At 63.2% G+C, this 21,743-nt stretch carries 20 protein-coding genes; 16 read left to right on the forward strand and 4 right to left on the reverse strand.

Translation table 11 applies throughout. The annotated features are described in order from the left end of the window. The first annotated feature begins 16 nt into the window (after positions 1-16). From C8D77_RS12610 to C8D77_RS12630, 5 genes are all read left to right on the forward strand, one after another. Entirely contained in the window at positions 17-943 is a 927-nt protein-coding gene (locus C8D77_RS12610; RefSeq protein WP_109663367.1) for a DMT family transporter, read from the forward strand. Further along, entirely contained in the window at positions 936-1,139 is a 204-nt protein-coding gene (locus C8D77_RS12615) for a hypothetical protein (RefSeq protein WP_109662914.1), read from the forward strand. The genes C8D77_RS12610 and C8D77_RS12615 overlap by 8 nt, the downstream gene beginning before the upstream one ends. 161 nt (positions 1,140-1,300) lie before the next feature. Further along, the gene (locus C8D77_RS12620) at positions 1,301-1,750 is read left to right on the forward strand and encodes a Ros/MucR family transcriptional regulator (protein WP_109663370.1); all 450 of its coding nucleotides are present in this window, start codon (positions 1,301-1,303) and stop codon (positions 1,748-1,750) included. A gap of 136 nt (positions 1,751-1,886) precedes the next feature. Further along, the gene (locus C8D77_RS12625) at positions 1,887-3,764 is read left to right on the forward strand and encodes an ABC-F family ATP-binding cassette domain-containing protein (protein WP_109662916.1); all 1,878 of its coding nucleotides are present in this window, start codon (positions 1,887-1,889) and stop codon (positions 3,762-3,764) included. A 242-nt stretch (positions 3,765-4,006) separates the two neighbouring features. Further along, positions 4,007-6,115, forward strand: a complete 2,109-nt coding sequence (locus C8D77_RS12630) for a molybdopterin-containing oxidoreductase family protein (RefSeq protein ID WP_109662918.1) — start codon at positions 4,007-4,009, stop codon at positions 6,113-6,115. 33 nt (positions 6,116-6,148) lie between these two features. Here C8D77_RS12630 and C8D77_RS12635 read toward each other — a convergent pair whose 3' ends face one another. Both C8D77_RS12635 and C8D77_RS12640 read right to left on the reverse strand, forming a co-directional pair. Next, entirely contained in the window at positions 6,149-7,291 is a 1,143-nt protein-coding gene (locus C8D77_RS12635; RefSeq protein WP_109663373.1) for a flavin-containing monooxygenase, read from the reverse strand. Positions 7,292-7,367: 76 nt separating this feature from the next. Beyond that, the gene (locus C8D77_RS12640) at positions 7,368-7,847 is read right to left on the reverse strand and encodes an Lrp/AsnC family transcriptional regulator (protein WP_109662920.1); all 480 of its coding nucleotides are present in this window, start codon (positions 7,845-7,847) and stop codon (positions 7,368-7,370) included. 243 nt (positions 7,848-8,090) lie between these two features. Here C8D77_RS12640 and C8D77_RS12650 point away from each other — a divergent pair, with 243 nt between their 5' ends. The 11 genes from C8D77_RS12650 (at position 8,091) to C8D77_RS12700 (ending at position 19,394) form a co-directional block, all read left to right on the forward strand. Continuing rightward, positions 8,091-9,299 (forward strand): diaminopropionate ammonia-lyase, encoded by a 1,209-nt coding sequence (locus C8D77_RS12650; RefSeq protein ID WP_109662925.1) that lies wholly within the window; start codon positions 8,091-8,093, stop codon positions 9,297-9,299. Then, on the forward strand, positions 9,296-10,522 hold the full coding sequence (locus C8D77_RS12655; protein ID WP_109662927.1) for a Zn-dependent hydrolase: 1,227 nt from the start codon (positions 9,296-9,298) through the stop codon (positions 10,520-10,522). The genes C8D77_RS12650 and C8D77_RS12655 overlap by 4 nt, the downstream gene beginning before the upstream one ends. Before the next feature lie 18 nt (positions 10,523-10,540). Continuing rightward, entirely contained in the window at positions 10,541-11,713 is a 1,173-nt protein-coding gene (locus tag C8D77_RS12660; RefSeq protein ID WP_109662929.1) for a M20 aminoacylase family protein, read from the forward strand. 125 nt (positions 11,714-11,838) lie between these two features. Beyond that, on the forward strand, positions 11,839-12,636 hold the full coding sequence (locus C8D77_RS12665) for an agmatinase family protein (protein WP_109663375.1): 798 nt from the start codon (positions 11,839-11,841) through the stop codon (positions 12,634-12,636). A gap of 272 nt (positions 12,637-12,908) precedes the next feature. Beyond that, a complete protein-coding gene (locus C8D77_RS12670; RefSeq protein WP_109662932.1) occupies positions 12,909-13,121 on the forward strand; it encodes a hypothetical protein in 213 nt (70 codons plus the stop codon). A 98-nt stretch (positions 13,122-13,219) separates the two neighbouring features. Then, positions 13,220-13,393, forward strand: a complete 174-nt coding sequence (locus C8D77_RS12675) for a hypothetical protein (protein WP_109663378.1) — start codon at positions 13,220-13,222, stop codon at positions 13,391-13,393. Positions 13,394-13,475: 82 nt separating this feature from the next. Continuing rightward, entirely contained in the window at positions 13,476-15,569 is a 2,094-nt protein-coding gene (locus tag C8D77_RS12680) for an ATP-dependent helicase (RefSeq protein WP_109662934.1), read from the forward strand. A gap of 16 nt (positions 15,570-15,585) precedes the next feature. After that, positions 15,586-16,362, forward strand: coding sequence for a 4-hydroxy-tetrahydrodipicolinate reductase (gene dapB / locus C8D77_RS12685; RefSeq protein WP_109662936.1), 777 nt, complete (start codon positions 15,586-15,588; stop codon positions 16,360-16,362). 269 nt (positions 16,363-16,631) lie between these two features. Further along, entirely contained in the window at positions 16,632-17,588 is a 957-nt protein-coding gene (locus C8D77_RS12690) for an ABC transporter substrate-binding protein (RefSeq protein WP_425453733.1), read from the forward strand. A gap of 106 nt (positions 17,589-17,694) precedes the next feature. Then, positions 17,695-18,504: an ABC transporter ATP-binding protein gene (locus C8D77_RS12695; protein ID WP_109662941.1), complete on the forward strand. Its 810-nt coding sequence runs from the start codon at positions 17,695-17,697 to the stop codon at positions 18,502-18,504. Between the two features lie 11 nt (positions 18,505-18,515). Beyond that, the gene (locus C8D77_RS12700; protein ID WP_109662943.1) at positions 18,516-19,394 is read left to right on the forward strand and encodes an ABC transporter permease; all 879 of its coding nucleotides are present in this window, start codon (positions 18,516-18,518) and stop codon (positions 19,392-19,394) included. Positions 19,395-19,407: 13 nt separating this feature from the next. Here C8D77_RS12700 and C8D77_RS12705 read toward each other — a convergent pair whose 3' ends face one another. Next, on the reverse strand, positions 19,408-20,766 hold the full coding sequence (locus tag C8D77_RS12705) for a sensor histidine kinase (protein WP_109662945.1): 1,359 nt from the start codon (positions 20,764-20,766) through the stop codon (positions 19,408-19,410). 5 nt (positions 20,767-20,771) lie between these two features. Beyond that, a complete protein-coding gene (locus tag C8D77_RS12710; protein ID WP_109662947.1) occupies positions 20,772-21,440 on the reverse strand; it encodes a response regulator in 669 nt (222 codons plus the stop codon). Between the last annotated feature and the right edge of the window lie 303 nt (positions 21,441-21,743).

Consider the following 21,743-nt stretch of genomic DNA (forward strand, 5'->3'; position numbering starts at 1 on the left):
GTTTCCGGACAGGATCATGGTCGAACAGCAAAATAGAGTCCCATGCCGGTTGTTTCGGCATGGATCAGGCTCGATATCCGCGCTGGTCTTCGCTGCCGGCGCGGTTGCATTGTGGTCGACCAATGCGCTGGTCGGCAAATCCCTGCTGGCCAGCCACCCGGTGTCGCAGGTGCAGTTCCTGCAATTTGCGGGCGCTGCACTCGTCTTCGCCGCCATCCGGCTGATGAGCCGGGAAAGAGCCGCGCCGGTCACGGCCGGGGCCGCGCTCATCTCTCTCGCGGTCGGTTTCATTGGTCTGGTCGGCACCATGGTGCTGCAATACATCGCCTTCGCTTCGATGCCGGTGATCGAGGCCAATCTGATGGCCTATACCTGGCCGTTGATGGTCGCGGCGGCGGTCATCGCCTTGGAGAATCCGCGGCGCCCGGCAGTGCTGGGCCTTGCCGCGGTGGTGGGCTTCATTGGCGTTGCACTGGTGATTTCGGGAGGGCGTAACCAGTCTTGGCTCCAGGGCGATCTCGTCGGCTATCTCACCGCATTCGGATCCGCACTGTGCATGGCCTTCTATTCGATCATGGTGGGACGGATTGCCACCTCGCCGGATCGTCTGTTGCTGCCATCGGCGCTGATCGGCGTCGCCTTGACGTTTCTGTGGTGCGTTCGCGACGGCTTCGCCTGGCCCGTCGGTACGGACCTGGCTCTCGGCCTCTATCTGGGCGCCGGTCCGATGGGGTTGGGCTATTATTTCTGGTCACGCGCCTTGAAGCTTGAAGGCAGTGGCAGGGTCGCGGTCGTCGCCTATCTCACGCCGATCGCTTCGACCCTGCTTTTGACCCTGTCCGGTGAACGGATGACGATGACGGCCATTGTCGGAGCCGTCCTCGTCATCGGCAGTTGCGTCGCGGTCGGTGTGGAACGTTCGGAGGCCGAAAGCCATGTTTGACGAAAATGAACGTCTGGCCATTCAGGAAGCGCATTGGCTGATCAAGGAGTTTGGCGCTGAGGCGCCGCTTTACGCCGCGATGAAGGCCGAAAAGGCGATAGAACAAAAGGATTTCGGGCGTTGCGCCCGCTGGAAGCGTATTCTGGAGATATTGGCCGACAGCCCTGCTGCGAAGTCTGCAAGTTCCAAGTATTAGATTTTCTAATTTGCATAGCGCCGATTTCGCATGAAAGCTACTTTTGCCGATTCTTAATTCCTTTTGAGACTTGGCGGTCCGTTGGGGGACGCGGTTAAAGAGATACATCGACACAAGTCTTCGCTGGGGTGGATGATTTTGTCGCAAATAAGGTGAAAGAATTGTCAAATATCGATGATAAGACCGTTATCGAGCTGACGGCCGATATTGTCTCGGCCTATGTAGGCAACAATCCTCTTCCGGCTTCCGGTCTGCCTGAGTTGATTGCCAGCGTCAGTGCTTCGGTCCGCAAGCTCGCTGGTGCAGTTGTCGCGGAAACCCCAAACCTGGTTCCGGCAGTCAATCCGAAGAAGTCGGTGTTTCCCGACTACATCATCTGCCTTGAGGACGGAAAGAAGTTCAAGTCGCTCAAGCGGCATCTGCGGACCGACTACGGCCTGAGCCCGGACGACTATCGGGCCAAATGGGGCTTGCCGCCGGACTATCCGATGGTTGCGCCGAACTACTCGGCGACACGATCGGCGCTGGCAAAGTCGACAGGACTTGGCCGCAAACCGGCAGCAGCGCCGGCGACTGTCGCCAAGGCGACGAAGCGCAAGGCGACTGCCTGAGCGCTGCCTGCCCGGTAGGCGAGCCACTGTTCGACTGCTTTGACGGCGCCCTCATGGGCGTCGTTTCAAGACCTTGTGCGGCCAACTGGCCCACAAGGTCTTGCGAAGCGTTGATGTCCGGTGCAAAAGCGCGGCCATGCTGATCATCAATGACCTATCGCTCCGCATGGCCGGACGTTTGCTTCTCGACCATGCCTCGCTGACCTTGCCGGCCGGCACCAAGGCCGGCCTTGTCGGCCGCAACGGCACCGGCAAGACGACGCTGTTCAAGGCCATCACCGGCGATTTCCCGTCCGAGACAGGCTCGATCAGCCTGCCGAAGAGTACCCGCATCGGCCAGGTGGCGCAGGAAGCGCCAGGCACCGAGGACCCGCTGATCGAGATCGTCCTCAAGGCCGATCTCGAACGCACGGCGCTGCTCGAAGAGGAAAAGACAGCGACCGATCCGCACCGCATCGCCGACATCCATATGCGGCTGGCCGATATCGATGCGCACTCGGCCGAGTCTCGCGCCGCTACCATTCTCGCCGGCCTCGGCTTCGACGACGCGGCGCAGCGCCGTCCGGCCTCGTCCTTCTCCGGCGGCTGGCGCATGCGCGTGGCACTCGCCGCGGTGCTGTTTGCCGAGCCCGACCTTCTGCTGCTCGACGAGCCGACCAACTATCTCGATCTCGAAGGCACGCTGTGGCTGGAAAACTACGTGTCGAAATACCCGCACACGGTGCTTTTGATCTCGCATGATCGCGACCTGCTCAACCGCGCCGTCAATTCGATCGTCCATCTCGATCAGAAGAAGCTGACCTTCTGGCGCGGCGGCTACGACCAGTTCGAGCGTCAATACACCGAGCAGAAGGAATTGCAGGAAAAGGGCCGGGTCAAGCAGGAAGCCGCCCGCAAGCACATGGAATCCTTCGTCGAACGCTTCCGCGCCAAGGCCTCCAAGGCGAGACAGGCACAGTCGCGCATCAAGGCACTGGAAAAGATGAAGCCGATCGCGGCCATCGTGAACGATTCGGTGCGGCCGTTCTCGTTCCCCGAACCGGTCAAGACGGTGGCCTCGCCGATCGTGGCGCTGAACAACGTCAATGTCGGCTACACCGACGGACAGCCGATCCTCAAGAAGATGACGCTACGCATCGACGCCGACGACCGCATCGCGCTGCTCGGCGCCAATGGCAATGGCAAGTCGACCTTCGCCAAATTGCTGTCCGGCCGGCTCAAGCAGGAGAGTGGCACCATGACGGTGGCGCCCGGGCTGAAGGTGGCGATCTTCGCCCAGCATCAACTCGATGATCTCCGCCCTGACGAAAACGCCTATGAGCATGTCCGCCGGTTGATGCCGGAGGCGCCGGAATCGAAGGTGCGCGGCCGCGTCGCCCAGTTCGGCCTCACCACTGAGAAGATGAACACCGCCGCCAAGGATCTGTCGGGCGGTGAGAAGGCGCGGCTGTTGATGGGCCTGTCGGCCTTCGAAGGCCCGAACCTGTTCATCCTCGACGAACCGACCAACCATCTCGACATCGACAGCCGCGAATCGCTGATCCATGCGTTGAACGAATTTCCCGGCGCCGTCATCCTGATCTCGCACGATCGCCATCTGCTCGAGGCGACCGCCGACCGGCTGTGGCTGGTCAAGGACGGCGCGGTCAACCCGTATGACGGCGACCTCGAGGACTACAAGACGCTGGTCACCGGCGTGTCCGGCGACCGCCGCGGCAAGCGCGAGGCCGACAAGGCGTCAAAAGCCGATCGCCGCCGCGATGCGGCCGCACGCCGCGCCGCCTTCGAGCCGCTGGCCAAGGAGATCCGCGCCACCGAGGCGCTGATGGACCGCATCCGCAAGCGCATCGACGGCATTGAGGACGAGCTGTCCAATCCGGCGGTCTATGAAAAGGATCCCTCGACGGCGACACGGCTGGCCAAGGAGCGATCGCAACTGGCCCAGACGCTGGCCGGCCACGAGGAAAAGTGGCTGACCATGTCGGCCGAATATGAGGAAGGCACGGCGGAGTGAGTGTGTCGAAGGAATCTTGGCTTGGGGCTGCGAAGGTTTTGGCGATCAATCCCGGGGCTGTCGTAAAATGTCCTGAATGCGGAGAAGGCAATCTGGTTACCGTCGACGCCGGCGCAGGGGCCGCGCATGTAGAACGCCATATGCATTGCCCAAAATGCGGTGCCTACAATGCGCTCTTCAAGCGAACTGACGGCGTGTAACTGGCCCTACACGTCACGCCCGAAAGCCGTTAGACAAGTGCCATGAACCAGCACGCCAAGCTCAGGATCGGCCATTCGGCCTGCCCGCATGATTGCCCTTCGACCTGCGCTCTCGAGGTCGAACTGCTCGATGGCAACCGCATCGGCCGCGTCCACGGCGCCAAGGCCAACAGCTACACGGCCGGTGTCATCTGCGCCAAGGTCGCCCGCTATGCCGACCGCGTCCATCATCCGGACCGTTTGTTGAAGCCGCTGGTGCGGGCGGGCGCCAAGGGCGACGGCGCCTGGAAAGAAGCGAGCTGGGAAGCCGCGCTCGACCTCGTCGCCGAAAAGTTCATCGCGGCCGAGGAAAAATACGGCTCGGAGACGGTCTGGCCCTACTACTATGCCGGCACGATGGGGCTGGTGCAGCGTGACGGCATCGACCGGCTGCGCCATGCGAAAAAGTATTCCGGCTTTTTCGGCTCGATCTGCACCAATCTCGCCTGGACCGGCTGGATGATGGGGGCCGGCGCGCTGCGCGGGCCGGACCCGCGCGAGATGGCGAAATCCGATTGCGTGGTGATCTGGGGCACCAATGCGGTGGTCACACAGGTCAACGTCATGACCCACGCCATCAAGGCGCGCAAGGAGCGCGGCGCCAAGATCGTCGTCATCGACGTCTACGAAAACGCGACGATGAAGCAGGCCGATCTCGGCCTGGTGCTGAGGCCGGGTACAGACGGCGCGCTGGCCTGCGCGGTCATGCACGTGCTGTTCCGGGAGGGCATGGCCGACCGTGCCTATCTCGAAAAGTACACCGACGATCCAAAGGGACTGGAGGCACATCTCAAGACGCGCACGCCGGAATGGGCGGCTGAGATCACCGGCTTGACGGTCGCCGAGATTGAGGCCTTCGCCCGCCTCGTCGGCACGACGAAAAGGACCTATTTCCGGCTCGGCTATGGCTTCGCGCGCCAGCGCAATGGCGCCGTCAACATGCATGCCGCATCTTGCATCGCCGCGGTCACCGGCTGCTGGCAATATGAGGGCGGCGGCGCCTTCCACTCCAATTCCGGCATCTTCAAGCTCAACCAGGATGTGCTGGAAGGCACGAAGATGCGCGATCCCTCGATCCGCTATCTCGACCATTCGCGCATCGGCCCGGTGCTGACCGGTGCCAGCGACGCGCTTTATGGCGGCCCGCCTGTAACGGCGATGCTGATCCAGAACACCAACCCGGTGAATGTCGCACCGGAGCAGCGGCTGGTGACGCAGGGCTTCCTGCGCCAGGATCTGTTCACTTGCGTGCACGAGCAGTTCATGACCGACACGGCCAAGCTCGCCGATGTCGTGCTGCCGGCGACGATGTTCCTGGAACATGACGACGTCTACAAGGGCGGCGGCAACCAGCACATCACGCTTGGCCCCAAGCTGATCGAGCCGCCGGAAGGGCCGCGCACCAACCATTTCGTCATCGAGCAATTGGCTGAGCGGCTCGGCGTCGCCGACCGTCCGGGCTTCGGCCTGACCGAGCAGCAGCATATCGACATCATCCTGGGCAAGCGCGGGCTGGGCAGCTTCGACAGCTTGAAGGAAGACAAGTGGATCGACCTGCAGCCGGATTTCGACACCGCGCATTTCACTAGGGGATTTGGCCATGCGGATGGAAAATTCCACTTTCGCGCCGACTGGACCGGGCAGGCGGCGCCCAACCGGCCGCCGAAAAGCATGGGCCTGTTCGGGCCGGTGGCGCGGCTGCCGGAATTCCCCGACCATTTCGACCTGATCGAGGTCGCCGACGAGGCGCATCCGTTCCGGCTGACAACATCGCCGGCACGCAATTTTCTCAATTCGACATTCTCGGAAACACCGGTGTCCAAGGCCAAGGAAGGCCGGCCGGAACTCTTGCTGCACCCCGATGATGCCGCAGCACTTGGGCTGGCCGACGGCGATCGTGTCGAGGTCGGCAACACGCGCGGCGAAGTCGTGCTGCATGCAAAACTCTTCGAAGGCATCAAGCGCGGCGTCGTCATCGCCGAAGGCATCTGGCCAAACAGCGCGCATGAGCGCGGCGAAGGCATCAACGTGCTGACCGGAGCCGACGCGCCGGCGCCCTACGGGGGTGCTGCCTTCCACGACAACAAGGTCTGGCTGCGCGCGGCAGGGTGAGGTTGGCGAGAACTCAGTTCCTCTTGCGCCAAATCATACCGGCAGGATTTCTGCTGCCTTCTTTCGGTTTCGCCGGAGGCGGATGTTGTCAGCGATCTGCTCTGCCTCGATCGAGATTTCGCGCAGCAATCCGGTGACCGGATTGTGAAAGCCGATGAGATAAAGACCGAGATCCGAAGCGCTCGCATTGACGCCGCTGCGGCCTGGCTGGACGCCGGGCTCCAGCAATCTGGCATAGCCGGGCCGGAAGCCGGTGGCGAAGATGATCGCATCGAACTCGCCATGCTTGCCATCGGTGAAACGGACGCCTTGTTCGGTGATCTCGGCAATATCGGGTGCGATCTTGATCGCACCTTCGCGGATCTTGCCGACCGTGCCGACATCGATCGTCGGAATGCGCGACGAGAGCGCGATTTGCTGCAGCATTCCTTGCTGCGGCCGCCTGAGCCCATATTTCCCCAGCCTGCCCAGCGCCAGATCGAGGATGATAGGAAACAAGGCATCGTTGATGCGTTCCGGCATCAGGCGCGCCGCCATGCCGATCATCTGGATGGGCACGCCAAGCAGTTCGCGCGGTACGATATGAACGCCGCCGCGCACCGAAATCGTCGGCCGCGCACCGCCTTCCACCAGATCGAGGGCAATCTCGGCGCCGGTGTTGCCCATGCCGATGATCAGCACCGACTGGCCGGCAAAAGGCATGGCGTTGCGATAGTCGGCGCTATGCAGTCGTTTGCCCTTGAAGGCATCGGCGCCGGCAAATCCGGGCATCAGCGGCTCGGCATTGTTGCCCGACGCGATCACCACCTGTGAAGCGGGCAGGGGACCTGTTGTCGTGTCCACGAGCCAGCTTCTGCCTCGCCGGGTGATCGCCCGCACCACTTCTCCAAATCGGGGCCGCAGGTCGAAGCGTTGCGCATAGGCATCGAGATAGTCGACGAAAAGATCGCGCGGCACATAGCGCGGATAATCCCTGGGAAAGGGCACGAAGGGCAGCGAGGAATAGCGTTTGGTCGTGTGCAGGTGGACGCGCTCATAGTGGCGTCGCCATGCAGGGGCGGATTGCTGCTCTTTTTCGAGGAGGACGAAGTCGACCCCGGCCTGCCGCAGGCACGCGGCAATGGCCAGGCCTGCCGGCCCGGCACCGATGATCGCAACTGGTGTAGTTTCGTCCAAGCGCGCCTCCGCCGACAAATTCGCTTCCGGAGAATGGCAAAAGCATGGCCGCCGGCGCCTGCCATGCCAGCAACGCTCAGCCGGGCAAGGGCACCGTCAGTCCGACCTTGACCCGGTCCATGGCAACAAAAGTGCGGAACTTTCGGACATTGTTGCTATCGAAGAACAGTTTTCGCGTCAGCGCCTCATAGGCGCCCATGTCGGCCACGGTGATGATCAGGATGAAATCGGCCTCGCCGGTGACATAGTAGCATTGCTGGACTTCAGGGGTTCCCGAGAATTGCCGCTTGGCTGCGTCGATCAGTTCGGCGCGTTCGCTCTCGAGTTCCACCTCGACGAAGATGGTGATGGGCTGGCCGACAGCCGCGGGCTCGATGACGGCGACATTGCCGGCAATGACGCCGGTCTGCTCCATCCGCTTGATGCGGCGCTGCACCGCCGGCGCCGACAGGTTCACCGCCTCGCCGATCAGCCGCTGCGGCGTCGTGTTGTCGCGCTGCAGGATGGCAAGGATGGCGAGATCGAAACTGTCGAGCGAGGGTGGCAATGCAGGCAATGGAGATATCCCTAGCGAAACAAACTTGCATTTGGGAGGCCATATTACAGCGCCCTTTGCGTCGATCCTGCAATATATTCTCGCTGAACGTCAGAGCATGATGCCGAAAAGTGCGAAGCGGTTTTCTCGGACAAACGGGTACCGTTTGTCCAGACATCATGCTCTCTATCTCTTTGATTTAGAGACGGATTCAGATTTCGGGTCGATTCGACCCGAAATCATCCGGCTCTAAGGAGGCCGCCAGTGTTCCTGCTCAACCGCAATACTCTGCATCGCCTGCCGCTCGATCCGGCCGATGCCGATACCCTTGGCGTGGCCGGCGCCGACACTGTCGAGCGTTTTCTTGCCCATCGCGACAATCACCTGATAACGCCGCTGCATGCGCTGCCGGCGCTCGCCACCGAACTCGGACTTGGCGCCATCCACATCAAGGATGAGGGCTTTCGCCTCGGCCTCGGTAGCTTCAAGGCGCTTGGCGGTGCCTATGCCGTCTTCCGCCTGGTGCTGGAGGAGGCAGGCAGCCGGCTTGGCCGACCCATCGATGTGGCCGATCTCGATCGGCCTGACGTGCGGGCCGTCGCCGCGGCGATGACATTTGCCTGTGCGACCGACGGCAATCATGGCCGCTCCGTCGCGCAAGGCGCTCAACTCGTCGGCGCGCGAGCGGCGATCTTCGTCCACGCCGGCGTCAGCGAGGAGCGCATCGCGGCGATCGCCCGCTATGGCGCCGAGATGATCCGCGTCGACGGCAATTATGATGATTCGGTCAGGCAAGCCGCCCAGGTTTCCGCCGACAAGGGCTGGACCGTGGTGTCCGACACCTCATGGCCGGGCTACGAGCGCATTCCCGGCCTGGTCATGCAAGGCTATACGGCGATCGTGCGCGAAGCCTTGCGCCAGCTCCCTCGGACGCCAACCCACGTCTTCGTGCAGGCCGGTGTCGGTGGCATTGCCGCGGCGCTGGCCGGCCATCTGGCCATCGTGTTCGATGATGCCAGGCCGACCTTCATCGTGGTCGAGCCGGCGCGTGCCGCTTGTGTTTTTGCAGCCGCCCAGGTCGGGCGCCCGGTCAAGGTCGCGCACGGCCAGCCGACGGTGATGGCCATGCTCGAATGCTACGGGGCCTCGCCGGTCGCCTGGCGGGTGCTGGCACGTGCCGCCGATGCCTTCATGACGGTGGATGAGGCCGACGCCGTCGCGGTGATGCGGCGCCTGGCGCGGCCGAGCGCCGGCGATCCGGTAATCGTTGCCGGCGAAAGCGGCGGCGTCGGCCTTGCCGGGTTGATCCGGGCGGTGGCCGACAACCGAGCCGAGCTTCAACTCGACGGCAAATCCCGTGTGCTGGCGATCAACACGGAAGGCGCCACCGACCCGCATCGTTATGCCGAACTGGTTGGCATGAGCCCGGCCGATGTGCTGGCCGGCAAGTTGACTGCAGAGGCAACGGCATGATCGAGATCGATGCACAGCGCCTGCTTGGCCGTATCCGCGAACTCGGTGCTGTTGGCCGGGATGGCGAGGGCAGGCTTATCCGGCTGGCCGCCTCCGACACCGACAGGCAGGGCCGCGACCTCTTCGTCGGCTGGCTGCGGCAGGCCGGGATCGATGTCGCCATCGACCGGGTCGGCAACATCTTCGGCATCTGGCAAAGCCCGGAAAATGCCGGGCAGGCGCCGCTGCTTATCGGTTCGCACATCGACACCGTCATCGATGCCGGCATCTATGACGGTTGCTACGGCGTGCTTGCCGGGCTGGAAGTGATCGAAACGCTCAAGGCATCAGGCTTCTTGCCGTCGCGCCCCGTCGCGGTCGCCGCTTTCACCAATGAAGAGGGCGTGCGCTACACCCCAGACATGATGGGCTCGCTGGCCCATGCCGGCGGGGTCAGCGCCGAAACGGTGCTGGCGGCTGTCGGCACCGACGGCAGCGTGCTGCGGCAGGAACTCGCCCGCATCGGCTATGCCGGCGACCGGGAACCCGGCTTTCTCAGGCCGCACGCCTATCTCGAACTGCATATCGAACAGGGGCCGGTGCTGGAGGGAGAGGGCTTGCCCATCGGCGCGGTGGAGAATCTGCAAGGCATCTCCTGGCAACGCGTCACCATCGACGGCGTCGCCAACCATGCCGGCACCACGCCGATGTCGATGCGCAGCGATGCCGGCCACGCCGCCGCCCGGGTCATCACCTTCCTGCTCGACCGGACCAAAGCCTCGAACGCGCCGACCGTCGCCACTGTCGGCACGATCCGCTTCGAGCCGAATGCCATCAACGTCATTCCCTCGCGCGCCGTCTTCACCATCGATCTGCGCGATCCCGACGAACAGCGCCTGCAGGCGGAGGAGGCGGAACTTGCCGCCTATCTCGAGCAGCTTGCCGCCGCCGAGAAGGTGACGATCTCGGTCGAGCAACTGGCCCGCTTCGAGCCGGTGATCTTCGATCTCCGCATCGTCGAACGTATCGAGGCCGCCGCGAGGGCCCGTGGTCTTGGCGTCAAACGGATGACATCCGGCGCCGGCCACGACGCACAGATGATGGCGCGGATCGCGCCGGCAGCGATGATCTTCGTGCCGAGCGCCGGTGGCATCAGCCACAATCCGCGCGAGCACACCGAAGATGGCGAGCTTGTTGCCGGCGCCAACATCCTGCTTGATGTGGCCGCGCAACTGGCAAAGTAGGTCAGGAGGGGCAGAAGAATGTCTGAACTCGATCGCGATGCACTGAAGCAGGAGATGATTTTCTGGCGGCGCGATTTGCACGCGCATCCCGAATTCGGTTTCGAGGAGGAGCGCACCGCCGCCTTCGTCGCCGCCAAACTGCGCGAATTTGGGTTGGACGATGTCACCGAAGGGGTTGGCGGCACCGGCGTCGTCGGCACGCTGAAGCGCGGCAGCGGCAACCGGGCGATTGCGCTCAGGGCCGACATGGATGCATTGCGCATCACCGAGCAGTCGGACGCGCCCTACCGCTCCGGCAATCCCGGCATCATGCATGCCTGCGGCCATGACGGCCACACCACGATGCTGCTCGGCGCGGCAAAGCTGCTGGCAGAGCAGGGCGGTTTCGACGGCACTGTGCGCTTCATTTTCCAACCGGCCGAGGAATGGGGCAGGGGGGCGCTAGCCATGCTCGACGATGGGCTGATGCGGCGCTTTCCCTTCGACGAGATCTTTGGCCTGCACAACATGCCCGGCCTGCCGATCGGGCATTTCGAGACCCGCGCCGGCCCGGTCATGTCGGCCGAGGATAATTTCGAGATCGTGCTCAAAGGGCTCGGTGGCCATGCCGCGCGGCCGCATGCGGGAAACGAAACACTGGTCGCCGCCTGCGCGCTGGTCACCAATCTGCAGACCATCGTCTCGCGCCGGCTGAGCCCGGCCGACATATCGGTGGTTTCGGTGACCGAGCTGATCACCGACGGCACCCGCAACGCTCTGCCCGGCCTTGCCCGCATCCTCGGCGATGCGCGCAGCTTCCGTCCCGAGGTCAGCGCCGAGATCGAGCGGCAGATGCGCATCATCGCCGAGGGTACCGCCGCCGCCTACAATGTCACCGCCGAAGTCAAGTACAGCAGGGAGTTCGTGCCGCTGCGCAACGATGCCGAACTGGTCGATGCCGCGTTCGCGGCCGCAAGAGGCGTCTTCGAGCCCGGCAACATCGCTGTCGCCCGCGAGCCGATGACCGCCTCCGAGGATTTCGCCCGTTTCCTCGACCACGTCCCGGGCTGTTTCGTCTTCCTCGGCAATGGCGAGGCTTCCGCGCCGCTGCACAATTCCAGCTACGACTTCAACGATGACGGGCTGTTGTTCGGCACGAATTTCCACGTCGCCGTGGTCAGGCAAAGGCTGTGTGGCGAGGCGGGAAGATGATCGCTTTTTTGATCGCCAGACCGCGCTCGCCGCTGGCCCAAGCACCGCTGCTATTGCCAGCCAGCTCCGGGGTTTATTGAACTCCCCCAGTTTTGTGAACTCCCAGTGACGGAGCCCGGATGCCGATGACCAGGATTTCGCTTCTGGGAATTCCCCACGACGACAATTCGTCCTTCGCCAAGGGCGCAGCGCTTGCGCCCGCCCATATCCGTCCCGAATTGTTCTGTGATGCCTACAGCATGTGGAGCGAAACCGGTTTCGACCTGACCGACAGGCTGGTCGATCATGGCGACATCCGTTTCGACGCCGCCACCGATCCATGGGATTTGATCGAAGGCGAGGTTGGACGCGTGCTGGAACTGGGCGATCCGCTGATCTGCCTCGGCGGCGACCATGCCATCTCCTGGCCGGTGCTGCGCGCGGTGCGCCGCCGACACCCCAGCCTGACCATTCTGCACATCGACGCGCACCCCGACATGTATGAAGCCTATCAGGGCAATCCGCGCTCCCACACCTCGCCCTTTGCCCGCATCATGGAAGAGCGGCTTGCCGACCGCCTCATCCAGGTCGGATTGCGCACCGTCAACGACCATCATCGCGACCAGTTCGATCGGTTTGGTGTCGAGGTCATCGAGGCCGCGCGGTTCAGCGATGATCTGCGGCTCGACCTCACGACGCCGGTCTATATCTCGATGGATCTCGACGGGCTCGACCCGGCTTTTGCGCCGGGTGTCTCGCATCGCGAACCCGGCGGCCTGACTACTCGTCAGGTCATCAACCTGATTCAGTCGATCAACCAGCCGATCGTGGCGGCTGATATCGTTGAGTTAAATCCCGCTCGCGACATCGCCGGCCTGACCGCCGGCGTGGCGGCAAAACTCCTCAAGGAGATTGCCGGAATGATGGTCAAGACACGCGGGTGACGGGCCGGCGAGGGTACGTTTTTAACGAAAACAATCGCCCGATGACGCCAGGGAAAGACTCAGCTACCTTCTGCTGTGCGGCGGACCTAATTATCCGCTTGGCCGGCGCTTCATTCCTCCTCCCAAGCGGCGCCGGCCTTCTTCCCCCAAAGAGCCCCTTTGTTGATGCTAAATTAGCGGAAGTTAAATTTAGAGCGTTTGGGCTTGCCTGAAATTAGGGTCTTTCCGACATAAATCCGGCATGCCTTTCGAAGGTGCTGGCAGGAAAACCGATGCGCGGGCGTGGATGGATCAAGGCGTTGCGTCAGGACGAGGCCCGGCAGGTGCGTGCGCGCATTGCCGAACTGGAGCGCGACCTGATGGCGACCTCTCCGCAGGGCCGCCATAGGCGGCACGAGGCAGGACACGAACTTCGCAATGCCAAGTTCCGCCTGGAGCGTCTGGAGGAATGCATCGCCGAAATACCGGAACGGGCTGAGTGTTAGCGGAAGCGATCGCGGCTCTCGATCACATACCCTGATAATCGGGAGGGAACCAAATGCCGTCCCCTCGGATTGGTTCTGTTCCAATGGAGTACGCAACCATGTTCCGTCTGCTTATCGCCGGCGCTTTGGCTTATGTCACATACCGCCTCACCAGGCAGATGATCGATGACGTGCCCGATACAGTCGACCCGCTGTTGCTGCCACCGTCGCAACATGATCGCGAAGCCTTGCGTCGGCAGTCAGCCGCGATTGGTGTCGATCCGCAACGCTAGGCGTGATCCCCCTCGGTCTGCGGGGGCTAAGTCTGCCTCGCATCGACGTTGCGAACAAAGCGGAAACGATGCTTGATGGGCGATGAACCTCGCCACCGCTGATTCGACCTTTCGGGATCCGACCGTCCAGCCTGCCTATCTCGCCCGGCTGAACGATGCCCAGCGCCAGGCCGTCGAGCATGGCGACGGCAAGATAGCCGGTCCGCTGCTGGTCATTGCCGGCGCCGGTTCGGGCAAGACCAACACCTTGGCGCATCGCGTCGCTCATCTGATCGTCAAAGGGGCCGATCCGCGCCGCATCCTGCTGATGACTTTTTCGCGCCGCGCCGCGGCCGAAATGGCCAGGCGCGTCGAGCGCATCGCCGGCGAAGTACTCGGCCGCGATGCCGCGGTGATCACCGATGCGCTGACCTGGGCCGGCACCTTTCACGGCATCGGCGCGCGGCTGTTGCGCGACTATGCGCTGGAGATCGGCCTCGACCCTGCCTTCACCATCCATGACCGCGAGGATTCCGCCGACCTGATGAATCTGGTCCGCCACGAGCTCGGCTTCTCGAAGACGGAAGCGCGTTTCCCCACCAAGGGCACCTGCCTTGCCATCTATTCGCGTGCCGTCAACGCGCAGGCGCCGCTTAACGAGGTGTTGGGGTCTGCCTTTCCCTGGTGCGCCGGTTGGGCGGAGCAGTTGAAGCAATTGTTCGCCGGTTATGTCGAGGCCAAGCAGGCGCAGAACGTGCTCGATTACGACGATTTGCTGCTCTACTGGGCGCAAATGGCAGCCGAGCCTGAAATAGCAGCGCATCTGGGTGGGCGCTTCGACCATGTGCTGGTCGATGAATACCAGGACACCAACCGTTTGCAGGCGTCGATCCTCATGGCGCTGAAACCCGACGGCGCCGGGCTGACGGTGGTGGGCGACGACGCACAGTCGATCTATTCGTTCCGTGCCGCCGAAGTACGCAACATCCTCGACTTTCCAAACCAGTTTGCGCAAGCCGCCGATGTGGTGATGCTGGAGCGCAATTACCGCTCGACCGAAACCATTCTTGCCGCCGCCAATGCCGTGATCGGCGAGGCCTCGGAGCGCTTCACCAAGAACCTGTGGTCGGAGCGCAAATCCAGCGACAGACCGAGGCTGGTGACCGTGCGCGACGAGGTCGAGCAAGCCAATTTCGTCTGCGACACCATCCTCGCCGAGCGCGAGGCCGGCACGGCGTTGAAATCCCAGGCGGTGCTGTTTCGCGCCTCGCATCATAGCGGGCCGCTGGAGATCGAGCTGACACGGCGCAACATTCCCTTCGTCAAGTTCGGCGGCCTGAAGTTCCTCGATGCCGCCCATGTCAAGGATGTTCTGGCGGTGCTGCGCTTTGCCGAAAACCCGCGCGACCGGGTCGCCGGCTTCCGCGTGCTGCAGCTGATGCCGGGCATCGGCCCTTCGGCCGCGGCGCAGATCGTCGAGACGATGACGACAGCGCTCGACGAGGCCATGGGGCTAGCCGGCTGGCGCCCGCCGCAACGCGCGGCGGATGACTGGCCGGGCTTCGTCTCGCTCTATTCCGGCCTGCGGGCCGGCGCCAAATGGCCTGCCGATCTCGAACGGATCAGGCTGTGGTACGAGCCGCATTTGGAGCGCATCCACGAGGATGCAACGACGCGCCGAGCCGACCTGTTGCAGCTCGAGCAGATCGGCTCGGGCTATGCCTCGCGCGAACGGTTCCTCACCGAACTGACGCTCGACCCGCCGGACGCCACCAGCGACCAGGCCGGGCCGCCACATCGTGACGAGGACTATCTGATCCTGTCGACCATCCATTCGGCCAAGGGCCAGGAATGGAAGAATGTCTTCGTGCTCAACACCGTCGACGGCTGCATCCCGGCCGATCTCGGCGTCGGCACCAAGGAGGACATCGAGGAGGAGCGCCGGCTGCTCTATGTGGCGATGACGCGGGCCAAGGACAATCTCAACCTGGTCATGCCGCAGCGCTTCTTTCCGCACGGCCAGGCGGCGCGCGGCGACCGCCATCTCTATGCCTCGCGCACCCGCTTCATCCCGGCTTCGATCCTCGCTGCGTTCCAGCAGGTATCATGGCCGAGCGCGCAGGCGGCACAGGGCAGGGCGGCCCGGCCGGAGGTGCGCGTCGACATCGGCGCGCGCATGCGCGGCATGTGGAAATAGCCGCGGGGATAGCGCCATGTCGCAACCACCGGTCAGGGTCGCCATCGCGGGTGCGCTGGGCCGCATGGGCCGCCAGATGGCCGACGCTGTGCAGGACGATGCGCGGCTGGCGCTCGCCGCCCGCTTCCACCGGCCGGGCATCGTCGGCGAAGGTCTGTTGAGCCGCGACGAGGCGCTTGCTATGGCCGAAATCGTGATCGATTTCACCACGCCGGCTGCCTCGGCCGACTTGGCCAGGGTTTGCGCTGGGCGCGGCGGGCCAGCCCTGGTCATAGGCTCGACGGGCTTCGATGCGGCGGAATTGGCTGATATTGCCGATGCCGCGAAGACCATCGCGATCGTCCGCTCCGGCAGCTTTTCGCTTGGCCTCAACATGCTGGTCGGGTTGGTCGAGCGGGCGGCGAGAGCGCTCGACCCCGACGACTGGGATGTCGAGATTGTCGAGGCGCATCACCGCCACAAGATCGATGCACCATCGGGGACGGCGCTGATGCTGGGGCAAGCCGCAGCCGGCGGGCGCGGCATCGAGCTGGAGACGGTCGCAAGGCGTGTACGCGACGGCGTCATCGGCGCGCGTCCGGCCGGCGAAATCGGCTTTGCGGTGATGCGTGGCGGCAGCATCATCGGCGAGCACAGCGTCCGCTTCTGCGCCGAGGGCGAGCTTGTTACCTTGTCGCATGCGGCCGGCGACCGCATCATGTTCGCCCGCGGCGCCATCGCCGCCGCACTCTGGGTGGCGGGACGCCCGCCCGGCGAATACGACATGCGCGACGTGCTGGGGCTGAACAATTGAAACAGGGGGATGGCTTGTGTGTTCGCGGCATGACCGCCTCGCAGCGGCCGGCTAATACCCACAGCTTACCAATCTGTATGGTTTGATTTTCAGCTTTTCCTTGAAAGCTGGATGAAAGGTTGATGCCCTTAGTGTTCATGGGCGCCCCCATTATTGTCGCGGAAAGCGATGGGAGAGAGAGGGGCGCGGGAAACGAACAAAGGGAAGAGGCCATGTCGCTCGCGCGAACTCTGCTTGATTCAGCCGCCACAACCGCACTCGTCGCCACCATGGCCTTGTCGGCGCCGTCCGCGCGCGCCGACGAAAAAGTTTCCATCATGGTCGGCGGCTATGAGAAACAGATCTATCTGCCCGCCAAGCTGACCGAAGCGCTCGGTTACTTCAAGGACGAGGGTCTCGACGTCGAGCTGCTGAATGAACCGGCCGGCGTCGATGCCGAAAACGAGATGCTGGCCGGTGCCGTGCAAGGCGTTGTCGGTTTCTACGACCACTGCATCGATCTGCAGGCAAAGGGCAAATTCGTCGAATCCATCGTCCAGTTCAGCCAGGCGCCAGGCGAGGTCGAGCTTGTTTCGACGAAACACCCCGAGATCAAATCACCTGCCGACTTCAAGGGCATGAGCCTGGGCGTGACCGGTCTGGGCTCATCGACGAATTTTCTTACGGAATATCTCGCCGTCAAGAATGGTTTGAAGCTCGGTGACTTCACCTCGGTTCCGGTTGGCGCAGGCACCACCTTCATCGCCGCCATGCAGCAGGACAAGATCCAGGCAGGCATGACGACAGAGCCGACGATCACCCGGTTGGTGAAGACCGGCGAAGCGTCCGTTCTTATCGATATGCGCACAATGGAAGGCACCAAGGCTGCGCTGGGCGGCACTTACCCGGCCGCATCGCTCTATATGCAGACCGACTGGGTCGAAGCGCACAAGGACATCGTGCAGAAGCTGGCCAACGCCTTCGTCAAGACGCAGAAATTCATCAACACGCATAGTGGCGCCGAGATCGCCGACAAGATGCCGCAAGACTACTATGTCGGCGACAAGGAAGGCTACGTGAAGGCCCTCGATGCCGGCAAGGCAATGTTCACCCCCGATGGGATCATGCCCGAAGGCGGCCCGGAGACTGTGCTGACGGTTCTTTCAGCCTTCAAGAAGGAACTGCAGGGCAAGCAGATCGACCTCTCCAAGACCTACACCTCGGAATTCGTCAAGAACGCCAAGTAGCAGACCATGCCGGCGCGATGCGCGTCGTCGCGCCGGCAACCGTCGGTTTTTCACGTCCGGCGGCTCTGGCCGACGGCGGGCGTCCGCTCGAACCCGGAGTTCCATCATGACCCATGAAAAGACCACACCAGCGATTGAACTGATCAATGTCAGTCGGCGGTTCCTCACACCCACCGGCAAATCACTGACGGCGCTGCGCGATTTCACCATGACCGTCGAGCGCGGCGAATTCGTCGCCGTTGTCGGTCCGACCGGTTGCGGAAAGTCCACCACCCTCAACCTCGTCACCGGGTTGGCCAGTCCAAGCGCCGGCGAGGTTCGTGTCATGGGCGCGCCCGTCAAGGGAATAGACCCGCGCATCGGTTTTGTTTTCCAAAGCGATGCCTTGTTTCCCTGGCGAAATGTGATCGAGAATGTGATGGCTGGCCCGCTCTTTCGTGGCAGGACGAAGTCGGATGCCACGGCCGCGGCACGCGACTGGCTGGCGCGCGTCGGCCTGTCGCGTTTCGAGCAGCACTATCCGCACCAGCTTTCCGGCGGCATGCGCAAACGTGTGGCGCTGGCCCAAACCTTCATAAACGGCCCTGAGATCCTGCTGATGGACGAACCGTTTTCGGCGCTGGACGTGCAGACACGCGTCCTGATGCATGAGGAATTGCTGCGCCTGTGGTCTGAGGCAAAGGCGTCCGTGGTCTTCGTAACGCATGATCTCGAAGAGGCGATCGCGCTCGCCGACAAGGTCTATGTCCTGACCGCCGGACCGGCCACGGTAAAGTCGGTCTACACGATCGATCTGCCGAGGCCGCGCGTGGTCGCCGATATCCGCTACGAGCAGAGCTTCATCGATTACTCGCGCACGATCTGGGCTGATCTCAAGGAAGAGGTCGAGACCAGCTATGCACGTGCCGCGGCCTGAGGAGGAACGCCATGACCGATGCTACCATCGATATCAGCGCAGGAGCTTTCAGGCCGGGCACTTCCGATGCGGAAATCGAGGCCGCCGCCGCCAAGGCGGCACGGAATCGCCGCCGCACGGTGATGTTCTGGCGGGTCGCCATTCTGGTCGCCTTTCTAGGCTTGTGGGAAATTGCCGCGCGCCAAGCGTGGATCGACCCGTTCTTCTACGCAATGCCGAGTACGATCGCGCAGCGGCTCTATGAATGGACGACGGAAGGAACGTCCGAGGGTCCCCTCTGGTATCATCTCTATGTCACCATGGAGGAGGCGGTCATCGGCTTCGTCACCGGCTCGGTTGCCGGTATCATCATCGGCGTCGCGCTCGGGCGCAACCGCATGGCTGCCGACATTTTCTCGATCTACATCAAGGTGATCAATTCCATTCCGCGCGTCGTCCTGGCGCCGATCTTCATCATGATCCTCGGCCTTGGCCTCGCTTCGAAAGTGGCGCTTGCCTTCGTGATGGTTTTCTTCGTTGTCTTTCACAATGCCTTTCAGGGCGTGCGGGAAGCCGACAGGGCAATGATTGCGAACGCCCGCATCCTGGGCGCGTCCAACTGGCAGCTGACCCGTTCGGTGATTGTCCCTTCGGCGATGAGCTGGATCTTCGCCAGCCTGCATGTCAGCTTCGGCTTTGCCATCATCGGCGCGATCGTTGGCGAGTTCGTCGGCTCGCGTTACGGTATCGGCCTGCTGATCAACATCGCCAAGGGATCCTTCGACGCCGCCGGCATGTACGCCGCGATCGTCATCGTGATGGTGGTGGCGCTGGGTGCTGAATATCTGATGACCATAATCGAGGATCGCCTGGCGAAATGGCGTCCCCAGCCCCTGCATGAGACGCAGTGAGCGGCGACAGACCTTAGCTGCTTGCCAGCGGCAGCCTTACCTCGACCACCAGACCGCCGGCCGCGCCATCCCCAAGGGTGACGCGGCCGCCGGCATTGTCGACGACCTCGCGCACAATGGCCAGGCCAAGCCCGCTGCCTTCCTCGGTCGATCCGGCAATGCGGTAGAAGCGTTCGAACACATGGTCTCGCTCATCCAACGGGATGCCGGGCCCATCGTCGGCGACCGTCAGCACGGCTTCGCCGTCGATGGTCGCCAATTTCACCGTGACGCTGCCGTCGGCCCGGGAGTAACGCAGCGCATTGTCGACGAGGTTGACGATCATCTCTCGCAACATGGTGCCGTCGCCGATGACCGGCACCGGACCGGTCTCCTCGAGGCCGAGATCGATATTGCGGCCGATCGCTGTCGGCGCCTGCGTTTCCAGCACGTGGCGGGCGGCTTCGGTAAGGTCAATATGGTCGGCGCGCGGCCGCCGGCTGCCCGGCTCCGCCCGTGACAGGGTCAGGAGCTGTTCGGCCAACCGCGCCAGCCGGCCGGAACTGGCCTGCAGCGCCATCAGCGCTTCCTGGCGCGCGTCGGAGGCACTTTCGCGCAGCGCGTAGCTTGCCTGTGTCGACAGCAGCGCCAGCGGTGTCCGCAACTGGTGCGCCGCATTGGCGATGAAGCGGCGTTGCGCCGCCATCTGCGCCCGCACGCGCTCCATATAGGCGTTCAGCGCATCGATCAGCGGGCGGATTTCGCTTTGCGCCCCTGGCACTTCGACCGGATCCAACTCGCTGCGGCTTGGCGAGCGCACCGCGTCGCGCAACCGGATCAAGGGCGCAAGGCCGCGATGCAAGCCCAGCAGAACGAACAAACCGGCAATCGCCACCAGCGCCAATTGTTGGGCAAAGGCGCCAAACCAGAGACGCTGCACCATGGCGTCGTGTCCGGCAAGCGTGACGCCGACCGTAACGGTGATCGGCGAATCGTCTCCGGCGCCGACCACCGTGTGGCTGAAGGTCAGCAACCGCAGCCGATGGTCGCGATAGGTTGCCTCTGTGTCCGGGGACTTCGGTGCCTCCGGCAGATCCGGATAGCCGGTCAGCAGCCGCCCTCCGGCGGTCTTGACATGGTAGTAGACGCTGTCGTGATCGCCGGTGTCGAACATCTCGATCGCCGCCGGCGGTATCGTGGCGTCGAGCATGCCGTCAGTCACGGCGACGCGTTCGGCGATAGCACGCGCCGAACCCATCAGCATGCGATCGGTGACGAGGTCCGCGGTTGCCAGCGCGTTGCGGTGGCTGGTCCACAGATTGATGGTGGCGAGGCCGACGAGCGGCAACACCACCCAAGCAAGAAGCTGCAAGCGGAGACTGTTAATCCTCATGGCGCCTAGTCTTCAAGGCGCAGGAGATAGCCGAGGCCGCGCAACGTGACGATACGGACCCGCGCCCCTTCGAGCTTCTTGCGCACGCGGTGCACATAGATCTCGATGGCGCTGGGGTCGGCGTCGGTCTCGAAATCATAGATAGCGGCCGACAATGCCGCCTTGCTCACCGTGCGCCCGGCCTTGACTACAAGCTGTTCGAGCACCGCGTGCTCGCGCGGCGTCAGCGCCAGCGTCTCGCCGGCGAGCGAAAACAGCCGCGTGTTGGTGTCGAAGACGAGATCGCCGCAGGCAACGACCGGCGCGGTGCGGTCATTGGCTCGGCGCAATTGCGCACGGATGCGCGCTTCGAGCTCTTCGATCTGGAAAGGCTTCGCCAGATAGTCGTCGGCGCCTTCATTGAGGCCCTTGACCCGACCGTCGAGACTGGCATTGGCGGTCAGCACGATCACCGGCACCCGGTTGCCACGGGCCCGCAACATGCGCAGCACCTCCAGCCCGCTCATGCGCGGCAGCGCCAGGTCGAGGATGACAAGCGCGTGGTCGCCGGCTGCGAGCGCGTGTTCGACATCCTCGCCATCATGGACGATGTCGACGACATAGTTCGCCTGACGCAGGGTCTTGCCCAGCCAATCCGCCAGTTCGCGATTGTCTTCTACAAGCAGCAACCGCATTTCTATCGCTGTCCTGGGGTGCAGGTCACCCGGATTTCCGCCCGCTTCTTCAACTGGCACCGCCAAGTCGCGCCCGATTGATGATCGTGCACAAGCGATAATCTCGATCCATCCGCAAGGCAAATGCAGGAGATCCAGAAGTTCAGATGGTGGCGTGGCCGCACAAATCGAACCGATCGGTTCGATTTCTGTTGACGGACCGTGCAGCACGTAGTGAACACCGGCGGCCCGAATGCCTTGGTGTGGAAAACGACGTTTTCAATAAGTATCTGATATTGTTTATAAAAATTACTCCCGCCGAAC

The organism is Mesorhizobium loti (genome assembly GCF_003148495.1).
Classification (GTDB): domain Bacteria; phylum Pseudomonadota; class Alphaproteobacteria; order Rhizobiales; family Rhizobiaceae; genus Mesorhizobium; species Mesorhizobium loti.